This is a genomic window from Nonomuraea sp. NPDC049028 (genome assembly GCF_043197735.1).
Taxonomy (GTDB): domain Bacteria; phylum Actinomycetota; class Actinomycetes; order Streptosporangiales; family Streptosporangiaceae; genus Nonomuraea.
Genome location: NZ_JBICTR010000001.1, coordinates 748,623 through 766,457 on the forward strand (window position 1 = coordinate 748,623; position 17,835 = coordinate 766,457).

The window sequence follows — 17,835 nt, forward strand, 5'->3', positions numbered from 1 at the left end:
CGGCTCCTCGGCTGCGTCTTCTCGGCGACATTCCCTCTTCTCCTCTGGACATGGCCTGGCTGACCTTGATGGCGGGGCTGCTCACCGTGACGGTTCCGGTGCAGGCAGAGCTCGCCGGCTCGGGATTCTCGCCGGCGGCCTCGGTGGCCTTGCTCCTCCTGCTGGCCGTGCACGCCCAGTTCGTGCTGGGGACGCTGGCCGGCAGGACCGGGGGGTGGTGGCTGGTCGGCGTGCAGGCCTGGCTGACGTACGTGCCCCTGGCTCTGTTCGGGGCGGCGTGGACGCCGATGTGCGGGCTGCTGGCCGGCGCGCTGCTGGTGGTGGCCGGGCGCATCAGGTCGGCCACGCTGGTGGCGCTGGCCGTGTGCTGCGGGCCGGTCCTGCTCGCGGCTCCCCATGAGGGGCTCGCCGACCGTGGGTGGGCGCTGGCCGCCCCGGTGCTCGGCCTGATGGAGTACGCCCTGGTGAGCCTGGCCGTGCGGGCGCAGTGGCTGGCCTGCGCCAGGACCGACGCCATCCGTACGACCGTGGCGCTCGAACGCCGCCGCTTCAGCAGGGACCTGCACGACCTGGTGGGCCACCGGCTCACCGCCCTGGTGCTGAAGACGCAGCTCATCGATCGGCTGGTGGACGAGGAGAACGAGAAGGCCAAGCTGGAGGTCGGCGAGACCCTCGAGCTGCTGCGCACCCTGGCGGGGGACGTACGGGCCGTCGCCCACGGCGGGCGGCGCTCCTCGCTGGAGGTGGAGATGAGCTCGGCGCGCGCCCTGCTTGAGTCGGTGGGAGTGCGGTGCCAGATCCGGGTGGCGTGCCCCGACCTGCCCGGTGACGTCGCCGACGCGCTCACGCACGCCCTGCGCGAAGGCGTGACCAACGTGCTGCGCCACGCGGAGGCGCGACAGTGCGCCATCCAGCTGCTCGAACGCGACGAACTGGTCCGGTTGTCGATCAAGAACGACGGCGTCCACCCGGTACGCAGGGCGGGAGAGTCGGGCCAAGGGCTGATGAACCTGACCGAGCGGATGGCCGATGTGGGCGGCTGGCTGGAGATCACCGCGGTCCGCAGCGGGCAATTCACCTTTTCGGTATATGTGCCCCAGATAAACAAACGTGTGAAATTCACAAATGCCTATGAGGTAAGCACACCTCGGTAATGTCGTGTGTTACTAGACGCCTTGTCCGTGCGTTGCCATTCTCTTATTGACAACGCACGGGAGGTCGCACCGGATGGACCAGTATGAGCTGTACTGCCTCGCGGACGGTCGTTTCTACGACACCCTCGAGCACAGCACCGCCGAGGACGCCGACTTTCCCATCGCGCACCGGCCGGTCCCCGAAGGATGGCTGCACGAGGCGACGGAGACCTGGTGCTATTACGCGCCGGGTGGAGTGGCGCCCCTGCCCTCCCAGGGCTGGAAGATTCACGTCTCGGCCCGCGTGGACGACGCCGAACGGGCCTTGGCGGCCGTCTGGGACTATTGCCTGCCCCGCGGGATCGCGTTCAAGTTCCTGCGCGGCCTGCCGGTCCTGGTCATGCTCAATTCCAAGGCCGCGTCCAGGGCGTCGAGTGGCAAACTGGTCACCATTTATCCCAGGGACGAGAGCCAGCTCGAACTCGTTCTCAAAGAGCTGCACGAACTCCTGCGCGACGTACGCGGCCCGTACATCCTGAGCGACCTGCGCTACGGCGAGGGACCGCTGTTCGTCCGCTACGGCGGCTTCGCCGAGCGGCACTGCCTGTCCGGCGGCGAGCGGGTGCTGGCCGTCGAGGACGGCGGGGGACAACTCGTGCCCGACGTGCGGGGCGCCACGTTCTCGGTGCCGCCCTGGACCACGCTGCCCGAGTTCCTTGAGCCTCATCTCGCCGCGCGCAACGCCGTGACCACGACCGGCCTGCCGTACGAGATCGAGAACGTGCTGCACTTCTCCAACGGCGGCGGCGTCTACCTCGCCCGTGACCAGCGAACCGGCGATCGGGTCGTGCTGAAGGAGGCCAGGCCGTACGCCGGGCTCGACAACGCGGGACGGGACGCGGTGGCGCGGCTGACGCACGAGCGCGACATACTGAGCCGCCTGGCCGGGCTGTCCGCGGCGCCGGAGCTGCTCGGCTACTTCACTCTCGGTGAGCATCACTTCCTGGTGCAGGAGTTCGTCGACGGGACCACGCTGCAACGCCGCCTGGTGCACAGATACCCGCTGACCCGCGCGACGTGCACGCCGGACGACCTCGCCGGCTACACCGACTGGGCCCTCGACACCCTGGATCGGGTGGACCGGGCGCTGGCGTCGCTGCACGAGCGCGGCGTGGTCTTCGGCGACCTGCATCCCGACAACATCCTGCTGACCGAGAGCGGCCGGGTCGTGCTCATCGACTACGAGGTGGCCACGCTCGCCGAGGAGGGCGGCCGCGCCGCGCTGGCCCACCCCGCGTACGCGGCGCCGGCCGACCGACGGGGCACCGACGTCGACAGGTACGCGATGGCCTGCCTGCGGCTCGGGCTGTTCGCCCCGCAGTGCACCATCATGCTGCCATTACACCGGGCCAAGGTCGCGCACCTCGGCGAGATCGTGGCGGACACCTTCACCCGCGAGATCGCGCCGGCCGTGTCCACGATCGCGGGCGACGACCGCGACGACGGCGAGATGCGCGCCCTGCCGATGCCCGGCAGCGCCACCTGGCCCGAACTGCGCGCCGCGATGTGCCGGGCCATCCGGACATCCGCGACACCCGGCCGCGACGACCGGCTCTTCCCCGGCGACGTGGCCCAGTTCCAGCCGGGCGGCGGCCTGAACCTCGCCTACGGCGCCGCCGGCGTCCTGTACGCCCTGGCCGCGACCGGAGCCGGCCGCTTCCCCGAGTACGAGAGCTGGCTGCTCGCGCGGGCCAAGCGCCCGGTGTCCGGCTCCGGCCTCGGCTTCTACGACGGCCTGCACGGCATCGCCTACACCCTCGACCTGCTCGGCCACCGGCAGGACGCGCTCGACGTGGTCGAGATCAGTCTGCGTGAGAAGTGGGACGGCCTGGAATCGGCCCTCTTCTCCGGCCTGTCCGGCATCGGGCTGAACCTCTTCCACCTGGGCGAGCCCGAGCTGGAACGGAGCGCGCTCAAAGCGGTCGACATCTGCGCGGACCGGCTCGGCGGCGCCGACGACGTCCCTGAGCTCAGTGGCGGCACGAATCCGCGGGCCGGGCTCATGTACGGCTCCTGCGGACCCGCCCTGCTGTTCCTGCACGCCTACGAGCGCACCGGTGACGCGGCGCTGCTCGACCTGGCCGCCGTCGCGCTCCGGCAGGACCTGCGCCGCTGCCGCGCGGCCGAGGACGGCTCACTCCAGGTGAACCAGGGCTGGCGGCTGCTGCCGTACCTGGACGAGGGGTCCGTCGGGATCGGCCTGGTGCTCGCCCGCTACCTGAGGCACCGGGAGGACGAGGAGTTCGCCACCGCGCTGCGTGATCTGCGACTGGTCGCGCGGTCGGGGTTCTTCGTCCAGCCGGGGCTGTTCACCGGACGCGCGGGCATCGTCGCCGCGCTCGGCTGCGGGCTCGATGGTCCTTCTGAGGCTCAGATCAAGGGTCTGCGCTGGCACGCGTTGCCGTACGGCGGAGGCCTGGCCTTCCCCGGCGACCAGTTGCTGCGCCTCTCCATGGATTTCGCGACCGGAACGGCAGGCGTCCTGTTCGCCCTCGGCACAGTGATGGGCGAACAGCCGGGACGCCTGCCCTTCCTCGAGGCCGCCGCCGACCGGCGGCCTGTCTCCAACCAGTCCCAGAAGGAGGTGTAAACCATGGTACTTCTCGACCTGCAGGGTCTCGAGACCCCGGCCGGCAGCGATGTCGCCAGTGGCGGCAGCACTCTGACCGCTCTGACGTGTCACTCAGGCCACCCGAGCAACCTCAGTGTCGCACTTTGTCACTGATCACATTAGCGCCGATCCCCGCGTCGCTTACGGCGGCGCGGGGATTGGTCACTGGCATTTCCTCTATTGCGCCAGATGAAGGAGACGGTCGTGCGGGCCGGAGACCGGCTGGTGATGGACGCGGTACGGCGAAGCGGCCCATGGCCCGCCGTCCTCGCGGTCACGGCGATCGGGGGCGCGGCCGCCGAGCTGGCACTGCCCTACGCGGTCGGCCGTACCGTCGACGGCTTCGTCTCCGCCCGGCCCGATACCGCGTCCTGGCTGGCGGCCTGCGCGGTGATCGTGGCCGCGATCATGCTCTGCGAGAGCGCCGGGGTCTGGGCACGCGGCGCGAGCAGCGCGTACGCGGCCGCCCGGCTGCGCCTGTCGGTGCTGCGTCACGTCCTGGGCGTCGGCCCCGCCACGACCCGCCGTTTCCCCGAAGGCGAGCTGGTCACCCGCGCCGGCCTGAACGCCGAAGAGGCCGGTCGGGCGCCCGAATCCGTGACCGGCGCGCTGGCGCTGCTCGTCCCCACGCTCGGCGCGCTGGTGGCGCTCACGCTCATCGATCCCGTGCTGACCGCGACGCTGGTCGCCGGGATCGCGCTCATCCTGCTCGTCCTGCGGGCCTTTCTCCGGGCCACGACCACGATCGCGGGCGGCTACCAGGAGGTACAGGGCGAGATCGCCGCCCGGCTGGTGGACGCGCTCGGCGGCGCCCGGACGATCGCCGCCGCCGGGACCGCCGACCGCGAGACGCGCCGGGTCCTGGCGCCCATGGACCGGCTGCGGGCCCACGGCATGGCGCTGTGGCGGGCGAACGCCTCGGCCGGTGTCCAGGCGGGCCTCGTCGTGCCGCTGGTGGAGGTGGCCGTACTCGCCGTGGGCGGACTCCGGCTGGCCGCCGGCGAGCTCACGATCGGCGAACTGTACGCGGCGGCGAGGTACGCGGTCCTGGGCGCGGCACTGAGCACCGCGCTCGGCTACATCGGCGGCCTGGCCAGGGCACGCGCGGCGGCCGAACGCGTCGCCGAAGTCCTTGGCTTGCCCACCACCCGGTACGGCACCTCGAGACCACCTGACGGGCTCGGCGGCGTGGAGTTTCGGGGGGTCACGATGCCCGGTCTGGCCGTGGACGAGCTGGTGATCGCCGGTGGGTCGGTCACGGCCGTGGTGGGGCGTTCGGGATCCGGCAAGTCGCTGCTCGCCGCCCTCGCGGCGCGGCTGGCGGACCCTGCCGGGGGAACGGTGCTGCTCGACGGCGTACCGCTGCCGGAGCTGGACCGCGCCGAGCTGAGACGGGCCATCGGGTACGCCTTCGAACGGCCGGTCCTGGTCGGCGACACCGTCGGCGCGGCCATCGGGCTCGGTGCGGACGACCAGGGGGTCGTACCCGCGGCGGCGACGGCGGCGTGCGCCGACGGGTTCATCCGCCGCCTGCCCGGCGGGTACGCGACCCCCATGGCCGATACCCCGCTCTCCGGCGGCGAACGGCAGCGGATCGGCCTGGCCAGGGCGTTCGCGCAAGGAGAGCGCCTCCTGGTGCTCGACGACGCCACCTCCAGCCTCGACACCGTCACCGAACGCCAGGTCGGCAACGCCCTCACCGCCGACCCCCGAGGACGGACCCGGCTCATCGTGGCCCATCGGCTCACCACGGCCTCCCGCGCCGACCGGGTCGTCTGGCTGGAGGACGGCAGGGTGCTCGGCCACGCGCCGCACCACGAACTGTGGGCGAACCCGCACTACCGGGCCGTCTTCCAGGGGCCCCGGGAATCGGGAGACGTCTCATGAAGCAGTTGCTCTGGCAGGCCTTGCGGCGGCGGCCGTACGCGCTGCTACGTCTCTGTCTGTGGTCGGTGCTGGAGGCGGCGCCCGCGTTCCTCATCGGGCACGCCGTCGCCCGCGCCATCGAGGACGGCTTCGCGGCGGGTCGCCCCGCCCTTGGGCTGGTCTGGCTGGCGGCGCTCGGCTGTGCGTGGCTGGTCGCCGCCGTCGCCGCCCGCCAGATCATTCTCGCCGTGGCGGCGGTCGCGGAGCCGTTCCGGGACGACCTGCTCACTCACGTGGTCGGCGGAGCCATGCGCCGGGCCGCCCAATCGGTGACCGCCCGTCCGGACACCGCCGCCGTCACCCGGGCCGGTCTCCAGGTGGAGCTGGCCAGGGACGCCTTCGCGGCGGTGGTCACCACTGTGCGCGGGTTCGCGTTCACCGTGGTCAGCGTGGTGCTGGGGCTGCTCACGCTGGCTCCGCAGGCGGCGGTGCTGGTGCTGCCGCCGTTCGTCGCCGGGCTGGGGCTGTTCCTGGTGTCGCTGCCGGCTCTGGCGCGGCGGCAGCGGGCGTTCCTGATGGCCGACGAACTGCTCGCCGAGTCGATGACCGGCATGGCCGGGGGGCTGCGCGACATCGTGGCCTGCGGGGCGGAGGACCGCGTGGGCGCGGCGCTGGCCGACCGGGTCGAGGCGCAGGCGTCGGCGGCGCGCGCGCTGGCCCGCGTGACCGCCGCGCGCACGATCGCGCTCGCCGTCGGCGCCTGGCTGCCCGTGGTGCTCCTCCTGACCGGTACGCCCTGGCTGCTCAGCGGCGGCGTGGGCGCGGGGGTCGTCGTGGGCGCCCTGGCCTACGTCACCCAGTCGCTGGCCCCCGCCCTGAACGGCCTCGTCCACGGCCTCGGCGTCAGCGGCGTCAGCCTCGTGGCCACCCTCCGCCGCATCGCCACCTCCGGCCTCCCAGCCCCGGCCCCAGCGCCGATCCCGCCCGTAGTCCTGGGATCGATCCCCACGGCCGGCTCGGCGCGGTCGTCCGAGGAATTGGGGGGAGGGCCGGGGCGGTCGTCCGAGGCTCCCACGGCCGGATCGAGGCGGACACACGCGGGCGGTGTGCGGTTGAGCGGGGTCACGTTCGCGTACGGGCCGCACTCCGAGGCGGTGATCGACGGTCTCGATCTCGACATCCCCGAGGGCGACCACCTGGCGGTCGTCGGCCCGAGCGGCGCCGGTAAGTCCACTCTGGCGGCCCTGGTCAGCGGTCTTCTCCAGCCGGACGCAGGTGACGTCCGGATCGGCGGAGTGCCCGCCGCCGACGTGCCCCCCGCCACACGGGTGCTGATCCCCCAGGAGGCGTACGTCTTCCGCGGCTCACTGCACGAGAACCTCACCTACCTGAGCGACGCGCCACCCCACCAGGTCGAGGCCGCCGTCACCGCGCTCGGCGCCACCGGCCTGCTGGCGGACATGGGGCCGGAGCTCGACCCAGGCTCCCTGTCCGCCGGGCAGCGTCAGCTGATCGCCCTCGTACGCGCCTACCTGGCCCCGGCCCGCCTGGTCATCCTGGACGAGGCCACCTGCCATCTCGACCCCGCCGCCGAGGCGCGGGTGGAGGCCGCGTTCGCGGAGCGGGGTGGCACGCTGATCGTCGTCGCCCACCGCCTCACCTCGGCCACGCGGGCCCGCCGCATCCTGCTCATGGACGCCGGCCAGGCCGTGGTCGGCACGCATGACGAGCTGGTGCGCCTCTCACCCACCTACGCCGACCTGGCCGGCCACTGGCAACCGGAGCCCGTGTCATGAAATATCCGGACGCAGAGCGTCTGTCCCTCGTCGAGGAGCTGCACGGCCACCTCGTCACCGACCCCTACCGCCGGCTGGAGGACGCCGCCCATCCGGCCACCCAAGGCTGGCAGGCCGAGCAGGACCGGCTCTGGCGGCACCACGCCGCCGGCCTGCCTCTCCGCGAGCACTTCCAGAAGCGCCTGACCGAGCTCAGCGTCACCGGGATGACCACCCCGCCGGTATGGCGTGGCGACCGGCGCTTCCACCTGTCCCAGTCCGCGGGCCAGGAGCACCCGGTGCTGTACTGCGACGACCGGGCCGTCCTCGACCCCATGGAGCTCGACGCCACCGGTCTCACCACGCTGGACGACTGGCAGCCCGACTGGGAGGGGCGCCTGCTGGCGTACCAGCTGTCGAGGAGCGGGGACGAGCGGGCGGACCTGTACGTCATGGACGTCGCCACCGGCGAGATCGTCGACGGCCCGATCGGCGGCTGCCGCTACTCACCGGTCGCCTGGCTGCCCGGCGGCAGGGAGTTCTTCTACGTCCGCTTCCACCAGGGCGTACACCTGCACCGGCGAAACGGCGGCGACGTCCAGGTTTTCACGCGGGGCGCGCTCTCGTACGGCCTGCAGATCAGCGCGGACGGGCGCTGGCTGGTGATCTCGGCGGGCACCCCCGCCCGGAACGACCTCTACCTCGCCGACCTGTCCGCCGGCCCGCCCGAGCACCTTGATCTGAAGGTGATCCAGGAGGGGGTGGCGGCGCGCGCCGCGGCGGCGATGGGCCCGGACGGCCGCCTGTACATCCTCACCGACCAGGACGCGCCCCGCCGCCGGCTCTGCGTCGCCGACCCGGCCGCCCCCACCGCGTGGGAGGAGGTCGTGCCCGAGGACCCCGCGGCCGTTCTCGGGACGTTCACGCTGCTCGACGGCGGCCGGCTGCTGATCGCCAGGACCCGCCACGCGGTCGGCGAGCTCGCGGTCCACGACGCCGCAACGGGTGAGCGCACCGGCACCGTCCCGCTGCCCGGCAGCGGCTCCATCGCCTCGCTGACCGCGCGTCCCGGTGGCGGCCACGAGGCGTGGTTCGTCTACACGGACGCGGTCACCCCGGCGGAGGTCTGGCGCCACGACGCCCGCGAGGGAACGACGACCCGCTGGTCACCGGCCGCGAGCGGCGCGGCGGTGACGGGCTCGCGGGTGGAGAGTCACCAGCTCGAGTACGTCTCCGCCGACGGGACCCGGGTCCGCATGGTGGTCGTGGCGGGCCCGCACCCCGGCGGCCCCCGTCCGACCATCCTGACCGGTTACGGCGGGTTCGGGATGTCGCTCACCCCCGGGTACGCGGCCGACTCCCTGGCCTGGGTCGAGGCAGGCGGCGTACTGGCCGTGGCCAACCTGCGCGGCGGCGGGGAGGAAGGCGAGGCGTGGCACCGCGACGGCATGCTGGACCGCAAGCAGAACGTCTTCCAGGACTTCACCGCCGCCGCCGAGAAGCTGATCGCCGACGGGTGGACGACCCCCGGTCAGCTGGCCGTCTGGGGCGAGTCGAACGGCGGCCTGCTCGTGGGGGCCGCGATGACGCGGCGGCCGGAGCTGTTCGCCGCCGTCGTGTGTTCCGCGGGGCTGCTGGACATGGTGCGGTACGAGCGGTCGGGGCTCGGGGCGGCCTGGACCGGTGAGTACGGCTCCGCGGACCTTCCCGAGCAGCTGGGCTGGCTGCTCGGCTATTCGCCCTACCACCACGTACACCAGGGGATCGACTACCCGGCGACGCTGTTCACGGTCTCCGGCGCCGACTCGCGGGTGGATCCGATGCACGCCCGCAAGATGTGCGCGGCCCTGCAATGGGCGACGGCGGGAGAACGGCCGATCCTGCTGCGCCACGAGCGCGACGTCGGCCACGGGGCCAGGGCGGTCAGCAGATCGATCGCCCTGGCCGCCGACGTGCTCGCCTTCGCCGCCGCCCACACCGGCCTGGAACCGATGCCCTAAGTCGCCGGTCTCCAGCGGGCGGGGTCAGATCCAGCCGGACTCGCGGGCGATGCGGATCGCGTCGATCCGGCTGCGCGCCCCCAGCTTCGCCGTACTCCGGTGGAGGTAATTTCGGACCGTTCCTTCCGCGAGGAACAACGACGCGGCGATCTCCGACACCGTGGCCCCTTCGGCCGCGGCCCCGATCACGTCCAGCTCCCGCTCCGTCAGCGGCGCCTCCGGTGGGCTCATCGCGGCGATCGCCAGCTCGGAGTCGATGACCCGCTCCCCGGCGGCCACTCTCCGGATGGCGTCGCCGAGCCGGCCGGGCGGCGCGTCCTTGGCCATGAACCCCCGCACGTGCACGTCCAGGGCCCGCTTCAGCAGCCCGGGAGTGCCGACGCCGGTGAGGATGAGCACGCCGCACTCCGGCAGCTTGTCGTGCAGCTCACCGGCGGCCTCCAGCCCGTCCTTGCCGGGCAGCGCGACGTCGAGCACGGCGACGTCGGGCCGGACCGTCTGGGCGACGTGGAGGATGCGATCACCCCGGTCGACCTCCGCGACGATCTCGATATCCTCCTCATAGGCCAGCAATGCCACGATCGCTCCTCGCACCAGATGCATGTCTTCAGCGAGCAAGGTTCGGATCACTGTTGTCCTCACGGTCAGCCAGCAAGCCTGTGAGCCTACAAGTCTGACGTATCCGGCATCCCCTGCAAAGCGGTCAGCGGCATACCAAGCGGCCGCTACAGGGGGAAGCGCGGGGTGATCATCGTCACGCCGGGCACGCTGCCGATCGAGGAAAGGGCCTTGCCCGCGTCGGCGAGCCCGATGGTCCGGGTGACGAGCTGGTCGGGGTGCAGGATCCCGGCCCTGATCATCTCCATCATCGGCGCGTAGTCGTGCGCGGCCATGCCGTGGCTGCCGAGCAGCCGCAGCTCATGCCCGATCACCCGGTCCATCGGCACCGGGGTGGCCGCGCCGGGCAGAAGGCCGACCTGTACGTGCCGGCCGCGGCGGCGCAGGCTCTCGACGGAGGCCACGCAGGTCTGGGGGCTGCCCAGCGCGTCGATCGACAGATGCGCCCCGCCCCTGGTCAGCTCCCTGACCTGGGCGCCCGCGTCACCGGCCGAGCCGTCGACGAAGTGCGTGGCGCCCGCCTGCTCGGCGAGCTGGAGCGCGTCGGTGTTGATGTCGACGGCCACCACGCGCGCCCCGGCCGCGGTGGCGATCATGATGGCGGACAGGCCCACCCCGCCACAGCCGTGCACGGCCACCCACTCGCCCGGCCGCACGGCCCCCACCTGCGTGATGGCGCGGAAGGCGGTGGCGAAGCGGCAGCCGAGCCCGGCGGCCGTCACGTAGGCCATCTCCTCGGGGACCGGGATCAGGTTCACGTCGGCGTGGTCGATCGCCACGTATTCGGCGTAGGAGCCCCAGTGGGTGAAGCCGGGCTGGGTCTGCCGCTCGCACACCTGCTGCTGGCCGGCGGCGCAGGCCGTACAGGATCCGCAGGCGCACACGAACGGGACGGTGATCCTGGCGCCGGGCAGCCAGCCGCGCACCTCGGAGCCGACCGCCTCCACGACGCCCGCGAGCTCGTGCCCCGGCACGTGGGGCAGGACGCGGATGTCGGGGTCGTGGCCCTGCCAGCCGTGCCAGTCGCTGCGGCACAGGCCCGTCGCCTCGACCCTGATCACCGCCCCGTGCGGCGCGGGCGAGGGGTCGGGCAGCTCGCGCAGGTCGAGCTCCCCACCGAACAGGTCAAACGCAACGGCTCGCATCTCATGAGCTTAGGGTCAACTGCCGCAGCTTGCGCAAGGCTTGGTGCGAGGGTGAGCCTGGTTCGGCCGTGTAGATGACGAGGCGCAGGTCCTCGCGGTCCGGCACGGCCAGGACCTGGCAGGTCACGTCGATGACGCCGAGGTCCGGGAGGTCGAGGCGCTTGGTGTTGTGCCGGCGGACCGCCACCTCGTGCCTGGCCCAGATCTCGGCGAACTCGGGACTCAACGCGAGCAGCTCCGCGACCAGCGCCTGGAGGCCCTGGTCATCCGGGTAACGACCCGCCGCGACGCGGAGGTCGGCCACGGAGCCGCGGGCGAAGCGGCTCCTCTCCTCGTCCTCGAAGTACCCGCCGATGTCGGAGGAGCGGAACACCCAGCGGATGACGTTGAGATCGTCGGGCGAGCGTGCGTCGAGATCGCCCATGACCACGCCGGCGAGCGGGTTCCAGGCGAGGATGTCGTACTTGGCGTCGACCACATAGGCGGGCACCTCCTCCAGGAAGGAGATGAGGTGCAGGATGGCCTCGGGCACGTCGGCCCTGATGCGCGGCGTCTCCAGCGCCTGGCCGGCCAGGTTGAACAGGTGGCCGCGCTCGTCCTGACTGAGCATGAGCGCCCTGGCCAGCGCGTTGAGCACCTGGCGTGACGGATGGGGCCCGCGTCCCTGCTCCAGCCGGATGTAGTAGTCGATCGACATCCCCGCGAGCTGCGCGACCTCCTGCCTGCGCAGGCCCGGCGTACGACGGCGCCCGGCCTCGGGCAGCGCCACGTCACGGGGCGTGACGCGGGCGCGCCTGCTGCGGAGGAACTCGGCGAGTTTGTTGCGGTCCATCCCTCTATCTTCGGGCAGATCGTGGCCTCTTGGGTGGTACCACCGATCCCAGCCTAAGGAGGTCTCTCACGCTGCGGCCCGATCCACGAGAGCGTTGAACCATGACGACAACAGCCCTCATCACAGGTGCCAACAAGGGAATCGGCTTCGAGATCGCGCGGCTGCTCGGCGAGCGCGGCGTCACCGCCATCGTGGGGGCGCGCGACGAGGAGCGCGGCCGGGCCGCCGCCGAGCGGATCGGCCAGCCGTACGTGCGGCTCGACGTGACCGACGCCGACAGCGTGCAGGCCGCCGCCAAGTGGATCGAGCAGGAGTACGGCAAGCTCGACATCCTGGTGAACAATGCTGGGGTCATGGTCTGGACGGAGGACCCGCGCCCCAGTGCCATCAGCGCTGACGAGCTCAGGCAGGTGTACGAGACCAACGTGTTCGGCGTGGTCACCGTGACCAACGCGATGCTGCCCCTGCTGCGCCAGGCCGAGGCGGCCAGGATCGTGAACATGTCGAGCGAGCTCGGCTCCCTGTCCATGGTGATGGACCCGGACAGCCGCCTCTGGGAGCGCAACCTCATGGCCTACAACTCCTCCAAGAGCGCGCTCAACATGATCACCGTCTCTTACGCCAAGGAGCTATGGGACACCTCGATCAAGGTGAACGCCGTCACCCCGGGTTACTGCGCCACCGATCTCAACGGGCACACCGGTCCGCGCACGCCGGAGCAGGGCGCGACGATCGCCGTACGGATGGCCACCCTCGACGCCGACGGCCCGACCGGCGCCTTCCTGGATGAGGACGGCCCGCTGACTTGGTGAGGTGTGGAAGGGATATGTCCGGACAGTAAGGAGGCATGGGACAAGATTTGGACAAAGAGCGGTTTTCCGAAGCGGAGTACACCCGCTTCGGAGAGCGTCTCCACGAGCAGCTCGGCGTCCTGCGCGAGCTGCTCGACAGGCCGGGCTTCGGCGCGGGGCCGACGACCATCGGCGCGGAGCTGGAGTTGTTCCTCATCGACGAGGCGGGCCGCCCGCTGCCGCGCAACGCCGAGGTGCGCGACGCGCTCGGCGACTCCCGCGTGGTCCTGGAGCTCGGCCGTTTCAACCTGGAGGTCAACCTGACTCCGGTGCCGCTGGAGGGGCGGCCGTTCGAGCAGCTGGGCGCGGAGGTGCAGGAGACCCTGACGAGCGTGGACCGGGCGGTCGAGGGTGGCGGCGCGGTGCCCATCGGCATCCTGCCCACCTTGAGCGCCGACGACTTCACCAAGGAGGCGATCAGCGACCAGAACCGCTACCGGGCGATGAGCCGGGGGCTGCGGCGGCTGCGGCTGGAGCCGTTCCTGGTCAAGATCGACGACCTGGAGCTGGCGGTCGAGGACGTCATCCTGGAGAGCGCCAACACCTCGTGGCAGGTGCACATCCGCACGCCGCCGGACCGGTTCGCCCGGCTGTTCAACGCGGCGCAGCTGGCCACCGGGCCGGTGCTGGCGGCCTGCGGCAACTCGCCGTTCTTCCTGGGCAGGCAGCTGCGGGAGGAGACCAGGATCGCGTTGATGGAGGAGGCGGCCGACGACCGGGACCTGGAACGGCGCTATCGGAAGGACGGCCGGGTCACGTTCGGGTCTGATTGGGTGCGCGAGGGGGCTTACGAGCTGTTCGAGCGGTACGTACGGGACTACGACCCGGTCCTGCCCGACATGACGGACAACCCCGACCCGCTGGACGTGCCCGAGCTGCGGCTGCACCAGGGCACGATCTGGCACTGGAACCGGCCCGTCTACGACCCGTCAGACGGCGGCCACCTGCGGATCGAGATGCGCGCCCTGCCCGCGGGGCCGTCGTGCGCGGACATGGCGGCCAACACCGCGTTCCTCATCGGACTGACGATGTCGCAGGCGGAGCGGGACCTCACGAAGTACGCGTTCGCCGAGGCGTACCAGAACTTCTACCGGGCAGCCATGCACGGGCTCGACGCCAAGCTGTCCTGGCCCGGCCGGGACGGTGAGTTCGCGGCCGCCGACCTGGTGCTCGAGCTGCTGCCCGAGGCCAGGGAGGGGCTGCTCGCGGCCGGGGTCACGCCGTCGGACGCCGACGGCGCGCTGGACGTCATCAGGCAGCGGACCCGGCTGCGCCGTACCGGAGCGGCGTGGCAGCGCGAAACGCTGGCCGAGTTCGGTGGCGACGCGGAGCGGCTGGTGCGGCGCTATCACGAGCTCGCCCTTTCCGGTCAACCCGTACATACCTGGAGTTAGCCGAACTTTCGCGGCCGCTGATCCGTCGAATACACGAGACATCGACGGAAAAGCGAGGGAAGTATGGCTGCACCGGGGATGGTTCCGATCGACAAGACGCCCTTCACCTTACGCAGGGCTACGGGCACCTTGGCCGAGGGGGCGGCCAAGCTGGCCAGCGGCATCGGCGCCGTCTCCGTGGAGGCGGTGCTGGCCCACGCCAACCGGACCGGCGAGCGCAAGGGGGCGACGGGGGCGCTGGGCTCGATGAACCCCAAACCGGTCGACTGGTACGCCTTCGACGCCAAGGACGAGGACACGACCGACTGGTATCCGCAGGGCCTGACCTGCGGCGAGGACTCCGGCTCCGCCGGGGTCCCGGTGTTCGTGGCCAGCTGGTACTTTAAGCCGTCGCCGCCCGTCGTCGAACGCGGCATCAGGGTGACCTTCCTCAGCCCGCAGACGCTGAAGTACCAGCACGCGCTCCTCGTCGAGGCCAAGCCCGACGGGTCGTACGCGGCGATCAACATCCACGCGGGCGGCGTGGCCTGGCACGGCGACCTGCTCTACGTGGCCGACACGACCAAGGGGCTGCGCGTCTTCGACCTCAACCACCTGCTCGACCTGCGCACCGCCCAGAACGACCTGGGCGATCCGACGCGGATCGGCCGTCAGGGCGGCAAGTACAACGCCTTCGGCTACCGCTACGTCATCCCGCAGAGCGACTCCTGGCGCCTCGCCACGACCGGCGCCCTCTTCTCGTTCGCCTCCATCGACCGCAGCACCACCCCGCACACCCTCATCTGCGGCGAATACCACGAGAACGACGCCAACGGCCGCGTCGCCCGCTGGGACCTGGAGCTCAGCGGCGGCGTGCCCAGGGACGCCTACGTCATGGGCCTGCCGAAGATCCAGGGCGCGCTCTCCAGCGGCGGCAAGTGGTACATGAGCCAGGCGGCCGACGGCAACACCAACGGCAAGCTGCACGTCAGCACCGAGGGCAAGCTCGTCACCCGCCCCTATCCCATCGGGCCGGAGGACCTGACCGTGCAGGGCGGCAGGCTGTGGAGCGTCACCGAGTTCAGGAACAAGCGGGTGATCTTCGCGGTCAATCTGTGAGGTGCTGTCAATCGCCGAGGTGCCGGTACAGCAGCTCGCGGTAGTGGCGGTCGAAGTCGTCGTAGCGGGTGCGCAGCCGAGGGCCCGGCCAGTCGCCGGGCAGCAGCTCCTCGGGCAGCAGCGGGTCGGCCAGCAGGTGGCGTACCACCGCCGCCGACACCAGGAACCCCTCGGTCAGGCCCTCGGCCCGGTCGAGCGCGCTCTCCAGCCGGCGCGCCTCGCCCGCCCAGCCGTCGAGGTCCCACAGTAGCGGTGTGGGGTCGTCGCGCGGGCGGCCGTCGATCAGCGTGCACTGGGCGGTGACGCTCTCGGGCCACCGCCGCAGCAGGTTGGCCGGGCGCAGCCAGGTGCCCTCACGGAGCTCGGCCAGGCGTAGCGCGGTCATCGTGTGCCGGAAGGCGGCCCGGTCGGCGGGGGCGCGGCGCTCGGCCATCACGACCGCGATCTCCCAGGTGCCGTCCCACGGCCTGGTGTGCGGCTCGCGGCTCTCGTCCTGCCTGCCCTGACGCTCGATGAGGCGGTCGGACAGCGTGTAGCGGCCGCTGGACTGGACCAGGTCGCCCGCGGCCACCATGCGTGACAGCGCCACCCGTACGGTCCCCTCGGCGATGCCGAACAGCGCGCCGATGCGCACCAGGTGGCGGGCGGCCAGCCGGGGCGGATGGCTGCCGAGCAGCGCGCTCAGCACAGCCGACCTCGCACTGAGATTGTTACGCTCTTCCATCGCGTGTCGAGTATATGTAATGTCCGGGGTATGGGGCGCTATCTCATCGAATCATTCGACAGCAGCGACCGATACGCCACCGAGCGCTATCAGGGCGCGACGGGACGTAACTGGTGGAGCTGCGATCCGACGCTGCAACTGCTCATGCGGCGCCACCTGGGCGACGGCTTCGCCTGGGCCACGCCCTACCTGGACAAGCTGGGCGCGCTGATGGGCGGCACGGTGGCCGAGTGCGCGGAGGAGACCGATCGGCACCCGCCGCGGCTGGAGAAGTACGACAAGTGGGGCCGGGACGTCAGTGAGGTCGTGATGCCGCCCTCCTTCCACACGGCCAGGAACGCCCTCATGGCCAACAACTTCACCGCACCGGCGTTCGCCGAGGAGGCCCGGGCGAACGGCGCGAATCCCGCCGTGCTCGCCGCCGCCTGGACGTACCTGCTCGACCAGGCCGACATCGGGATGGGCTGCGCGCTCGGCACGGGCGGGGACATGGTGGTCTCCCTGGCCGAGCGGCACGCGCCCGAGGACGTACGGGACCGGGTGCGGGCGATCTTCGCCAACGGCTTCTACTCCGGCGAGGCCGCTCAGATGTTCACGGAGCGGACCGGCGGCTCCGACCTGGCCGCCCTGGAGGCCACGGCGGTGCCCGACGGCGACTCCTGGCTGCTGTCCGGGCTCAAGTGGTTCGCCTCGAACGCCAACGGCTCCGCCTTCGTCGTGCTCGCCCGGCTTCCCGAGGGTGACGTGGCGCCGTTCCTGGTGCTGTGGGAGCGCCGGGACGGTTCGCGCAACGGGGTGCGGATCAGGCGGCTGAAGGACAAGCTCGGCACCCGCTCCGTCGCCTCGGCCGAGGTGGAGCTCGCCGACGCGGAGGCGTTCCTGCTGGCCGGGGCCGGCTCCGGCTCGGGGCTCGGCACGATGATGAAGCTCACCAACGCCTCCCGGCTCGGCGTGGCGATGATGGGTGTCGGCGTGGCCAGACGCGCTCTGGTCGAGTCGCTCTGCTACGCGCGCTCTCGCGAGGCGTTCGGCCGGCCGCTCATCGAACAGCCGTTGATGCGCCGCAAGCTGGCCGAGCTGATCGTCGAGGTCGAGGCGGCCCAGGCACTCGTCTTCGACGGCCTCGTCGGACCACGCCTGCGCATCGCCCCCGCCCTGATCAAGCTGCGGACGGCCCGGCTCGGCGTCACGGCGGCCAGCGACGCGATCGAGGTGCACGGCGGCAACGGCTACATCGAGCAGTGGCCGGTGGCCAGGCTGCTGCGCGACGCCCAGGTCAACCCGATCTGGGAGGGCGGCGACAACATCCTGTGCCTCGACGTGCGGCGGGCGATGCTGCGCGAGAACGCCCACGAGCCCTTCCTCGACCGGCTCGTCTCCGCCGTCGACCCGGCTTCGTCCGTCGGCCCGGAGACCGTGTCTCTCGTTCGCGGCCGCGTTGAGGACCTCCGAAAGGCGATCACCGCCTGGTCCTCCCTGGACCCCGTCGCGGCGGAGGCGCAGCTGTTCGCGCTGGCCACGTACATGGCGGACGTCTACGCGGCGGCGCTGCTGCTGGAGCAGGCGGCCTGGGAGGCCCGGGAGCTGGGCACCGACCGCAAGGCATTGGTGGCCCGGCTCTACGCCGACGCGCACCTCGCGGATCATGGTCCGTTGCGGGGGATCGACCGCCCGGCAGAGGGTTTGGACCGTTTTGACGATCTTCTCGCGGGCGCTCTCACACTCTGA

Annotated in this window: 14 protein-coding genes; 10 read left to right on the forward strand and 4 right to left on the reverse strand. The window is 71.7% G+C overall.

Features of this window, described 5'->3' with window-relative positions; genetic code table 11:
* Nucleotides 1–50 precede the first annotated feature (50 nt).
* The 6 genes from ACGFJ2_RS03410 (at nt 51) to ACGFJ2_RS03435 (ending at nt 9,445) form a co-directional block, all read left to right on the forward strand.
* A complete protein-coding gene (locus tag ACGFJ2_RS03410; protein ID WP_357951208.1) occupies nt 51–1,154 on the forward strand; it encodes a histidine kinase in 1,104 nt (367 codons plus the stop codon).
* A gap of 73 nt (nt 1,155–1,227) precedes the next feature.
* The gene (lanKC, locus tag ACGFJ2_RS03415) at nt 1,228–3,783 is read left to right on the forward strand and encodes a class III lanthionine synthetase LanKC (protein WP_393464194.1); all 2,556 of its coding nucleotides are present in this window, start codon (nt 1,228–1,230) and stop codon (nt 3,781–3,783) included.
* A gap of 3 nt (nt 3,784–3,786) precedes the next feature.
* On the forward strand, nt 3,787–3,918 hold the full coding sequence (locus ACGFJ2_RS03420) for a SapB/AmfS family lanthipeptide (RefSeq protein ID WP_225289749.1): 132 nt from the start codon (nt 3,787–3,789) through the stop codon (nt 3,916–3,918).
* 75 nt (nt 3,919–3,993) lie between these two features.
* On the forward strand, nt 3,994–5,691 hold the full coding sequence (locus ACGFJ2_RS03425) for an ABC transporter ATP-binding protein (RefSeq protein ID WP_393464198.1): 1,698 nt from the start codon (nt 3,994–3,996) through the stop codon (nt 5,689–5,691).
* Complete coding sequence (locus tag ACGFJ2_RS03430; protein WP_393464201.1) at nt 5,688–7,466, forward strand: ATP-binding cassette domain-containing protein; 1,779 nt, start codon at nt 5,688–5,690, stop codon at nt 7,464–7,466. The genes ACGFJ2_RS03425 and ACGFJ2_RS03430 overlap by 4 nt, the downstream gene beginning before the upstream one ends.
* Nucleotides 7,463–9,445 carry a prolyl oligopeptidase family protein gene (locus tag ACGFJ2_RS03435; RefSeq protein ID WP_393464204.1) on the forward strand — a complete coding sequence of 661 codons (1,983 nt, stop codon included), beginning with the start codon at nt 7,463–7,465 and terminating at the stop codon, nt 9,443–9,445. Before ACGFJ2_RS03430 ends, ACGFJ2_RS03435 begins: the two co-directional genes overlap by 4 nt.
* A 24-nt stretch (nt 9,446–9,469) precedes the next feature.
* Here ACGFJ2_RS03435 and ACGFJ2_RS03440 read toward each other — a convergent pair whose 3' ends face one another.
* The 3 genes from ACGFJ2_RS03440 to ACGFJ2_RS03450 form a co-directional block, all read right to left on the reverse strand.
* Complete coding sequence (locus ACGFJ2_RS03440; protein WP_308016075.1) at nt 9,470–10,087, reverse strand: response regulator transcription factor; 618 nt, start codon at nt 10,085–10,087, stop codon at nt 9,470–9,472.
* 83 nt (nt 10,088–10,170) lie between these two features.
* Nucleotides 10,171–11,208, reverse strand: coding sequence for a zinc-dependent alcohol dehydrogenase family protein (locus ACGFJ2_RS03445; RefSeq protein WP_357951221.1), 1,038 nt, complete (start codon nt 11,206–11,208; stop codon nt 10,171–10,173).
* 1 nt (nt 11,209) lies between these two features.
* Nucleotides 11,210–12,040: a helix-turn-helix transcriptional regulator gene (locus tag ACGFJ2_RS03450; RefSeq protein WP_393464208.1), complete on the reverse strand. Its 831-nt coding sequence runs from the start codon at nt 12,038–12,040 to the stop codon at nt 11,210–11,212.
* Nucleotides 12,041–12,141: 101 nt separating this feature from the next.
* On the opposite strand from ACGFJ2_RS03450, the gene ACGFJ2_RS03455 reads away from it, so the two are divergent.
* From ACGFJ2_RS03455 to ACGFJ2_RS03465, 3 genes are all read left to right on the forward strand, one after another.
* Complete coding sequence (locus ACGFJ2_RS03455) at nt 12,142–12,852, forward strand: SDR family oxidoreductase (RefSeq protein WP_357951227.1); 711 nt, start codon at nt 12,142–12,144, stop codon at nt 12,850–12,852.
* A 35-nt stretch (nt 12,853–12,887) separates the two neighbouring features.
* Entirely contained in the window at nt 12,888–14,285 is a 1,398-nt protein-coding gene (locus tag ACGFJ2_RS03460) for a glutamate--cysteine ligase (protein ID WP_357951229.1), read from the forward strand.
* Between the two features lie 78 nt (nt 14,286–14,363).
* On the forward strand, nt 14,364–15,383 hold the full coding sequence (locus ACGFJ2_RS03465) for a hypothetical protein (protein WP_393464212.1): 1,020 nt from the start codon (nt 14,364–14,366) through the stop codon (nt 15,381–15,383).
* A gap of 7 nt (nt 15,384–15,390) precedes the next feature.
* Here the strand turns inward: ACGFJ2_RS03465 and ACGFJ2_RS03470 are convergent, their stop codons facing one another.
* Nucleotides 15,391–16,107: a PaaX family transcriptional regulator C-terminal domain-containing protein gene (locus ACGFJ2_RS03470; protein ID WP_393464215.1), complete on the reverse strand. Its 717-nt coding sequence runs from the start codon at nt 16,105–16,107 to the stop codon at nt 15,391–15,393.
* Nucleotides 16,108–16,137: 30 nt separating this feature from the next.
* Between ACGFJ2_RS03470 and ACGFJ2_RS03475 the strand changes: the two genes are divergently transcribed.
* On the forward strand, nt 16,138–17,835 hold the full coding sequence (locus ACGFJ2_RS03475) for an acyl-CoA dehydrogenase family protein (protein ID WP_393464218.1): 1,698 nt from the start codon (nt 16,138–16,140) through the stop codon (nt 17,833–17,835).

Excerpts from the sequence above, each read along its gene's own strand:
- ACGFJ2_RS03410 (WP_357951208.1), top strand. The coding sequence starts at position 51 with ATGGCCTGGCTGACCTTGATGGCGGGGCTGCTCACCGTGACGGTTCCG.
- lanKC (WP_393464194.1), top strand. The coding sequence starts at position 1,228 with ATGGACCAGTATGAGCTGTACTGCCTCGCGGACGGTCGTTTCTACGAC.
- ACGFJ2_RS03420 (WP_225289749.1), top strand. The coding sequence starts at position 3,787 with ATGGTACTTCTCGACCTGCAGGGTCTCGAGACCCCGGCCGGCAGCGAT.
- ACGFJ2_RS03425 (WP_393464198.1), top strand. The coding sequence starts at position 3,994 with ATGAAGGAGACGGTCGTGCGGGCCGGAGACCGGCTGGTGATGGACGCG.
- ACGFJ2_RS03430 (WP_393464201.1), top strand. The coding sequence starts at position 5,688 with ATGAAGCAGTTGCTCTGGCAGGCCTTGCGGCGGCGGCCGTACGCGCTG.
- ACGFJ2_RS03435 (WP_393464204.1), top strand. The coding sequence starts at position 7,463 with ATGAAATATCCGGACGCAGAGCGTCTGTCCCTCGTCGAGGAGCTGCAC.
- ACGFJ2_RS03445 (WP_357951221.1), bottom strand. The coding sequence starts at position 11,208 with ATGCGAGCCGTTGCGTTTGACCTGTTCGGTGGGGAGCTCGACCTGCGC.
- ACGFJ2_RS03450 (WP_393464208.1), bottom strand. The coding sequence starts at position 12,040 with ATGGACCGCAACAAACTCGCCGAGTTCCTCCGCAGCAGGCGCGCCCGC.
- ACGFJ2_RS03455 (WP_357951227.1), top strand. The coding sequence starts at position 12,142 with ATGACGACAACAGCCCTCATCACAGGTGCCAACAAGGGAATCGGCTTC.
- ACGFJ2_RS03460 (WP_357951229.1), top strand. The coding sequence starts at position 12,888 with ATGGGACAAGATTTGGACAAAGAGCGGTTTTCCGAAGCGGAGTACACC.
- ACGFJ2_RS03465 (WP_393464212.1), top strand. The coding sequence starts at position 14,364 with ATGGTTCCGATCGACAAGACGCCCTTCACCTTACGCAGGGCTACGGGC.
- ACGFJ2_RS03470 (WP_393464215.1), bottom strand. The coding sequence starts at position 16,107 with ATGGAAGAGCGTAACAATCTCAGTGCGAGGTCGGCTGTGCTGAGCGCG.
- ACGFJ2_RS03475 (WP_393464218.1), top strand. The coding sequence starts at position 16,138 with ATGGGGCGCTATCTCATCGAATCATTCGACAGCAGCGACCGATACGCC.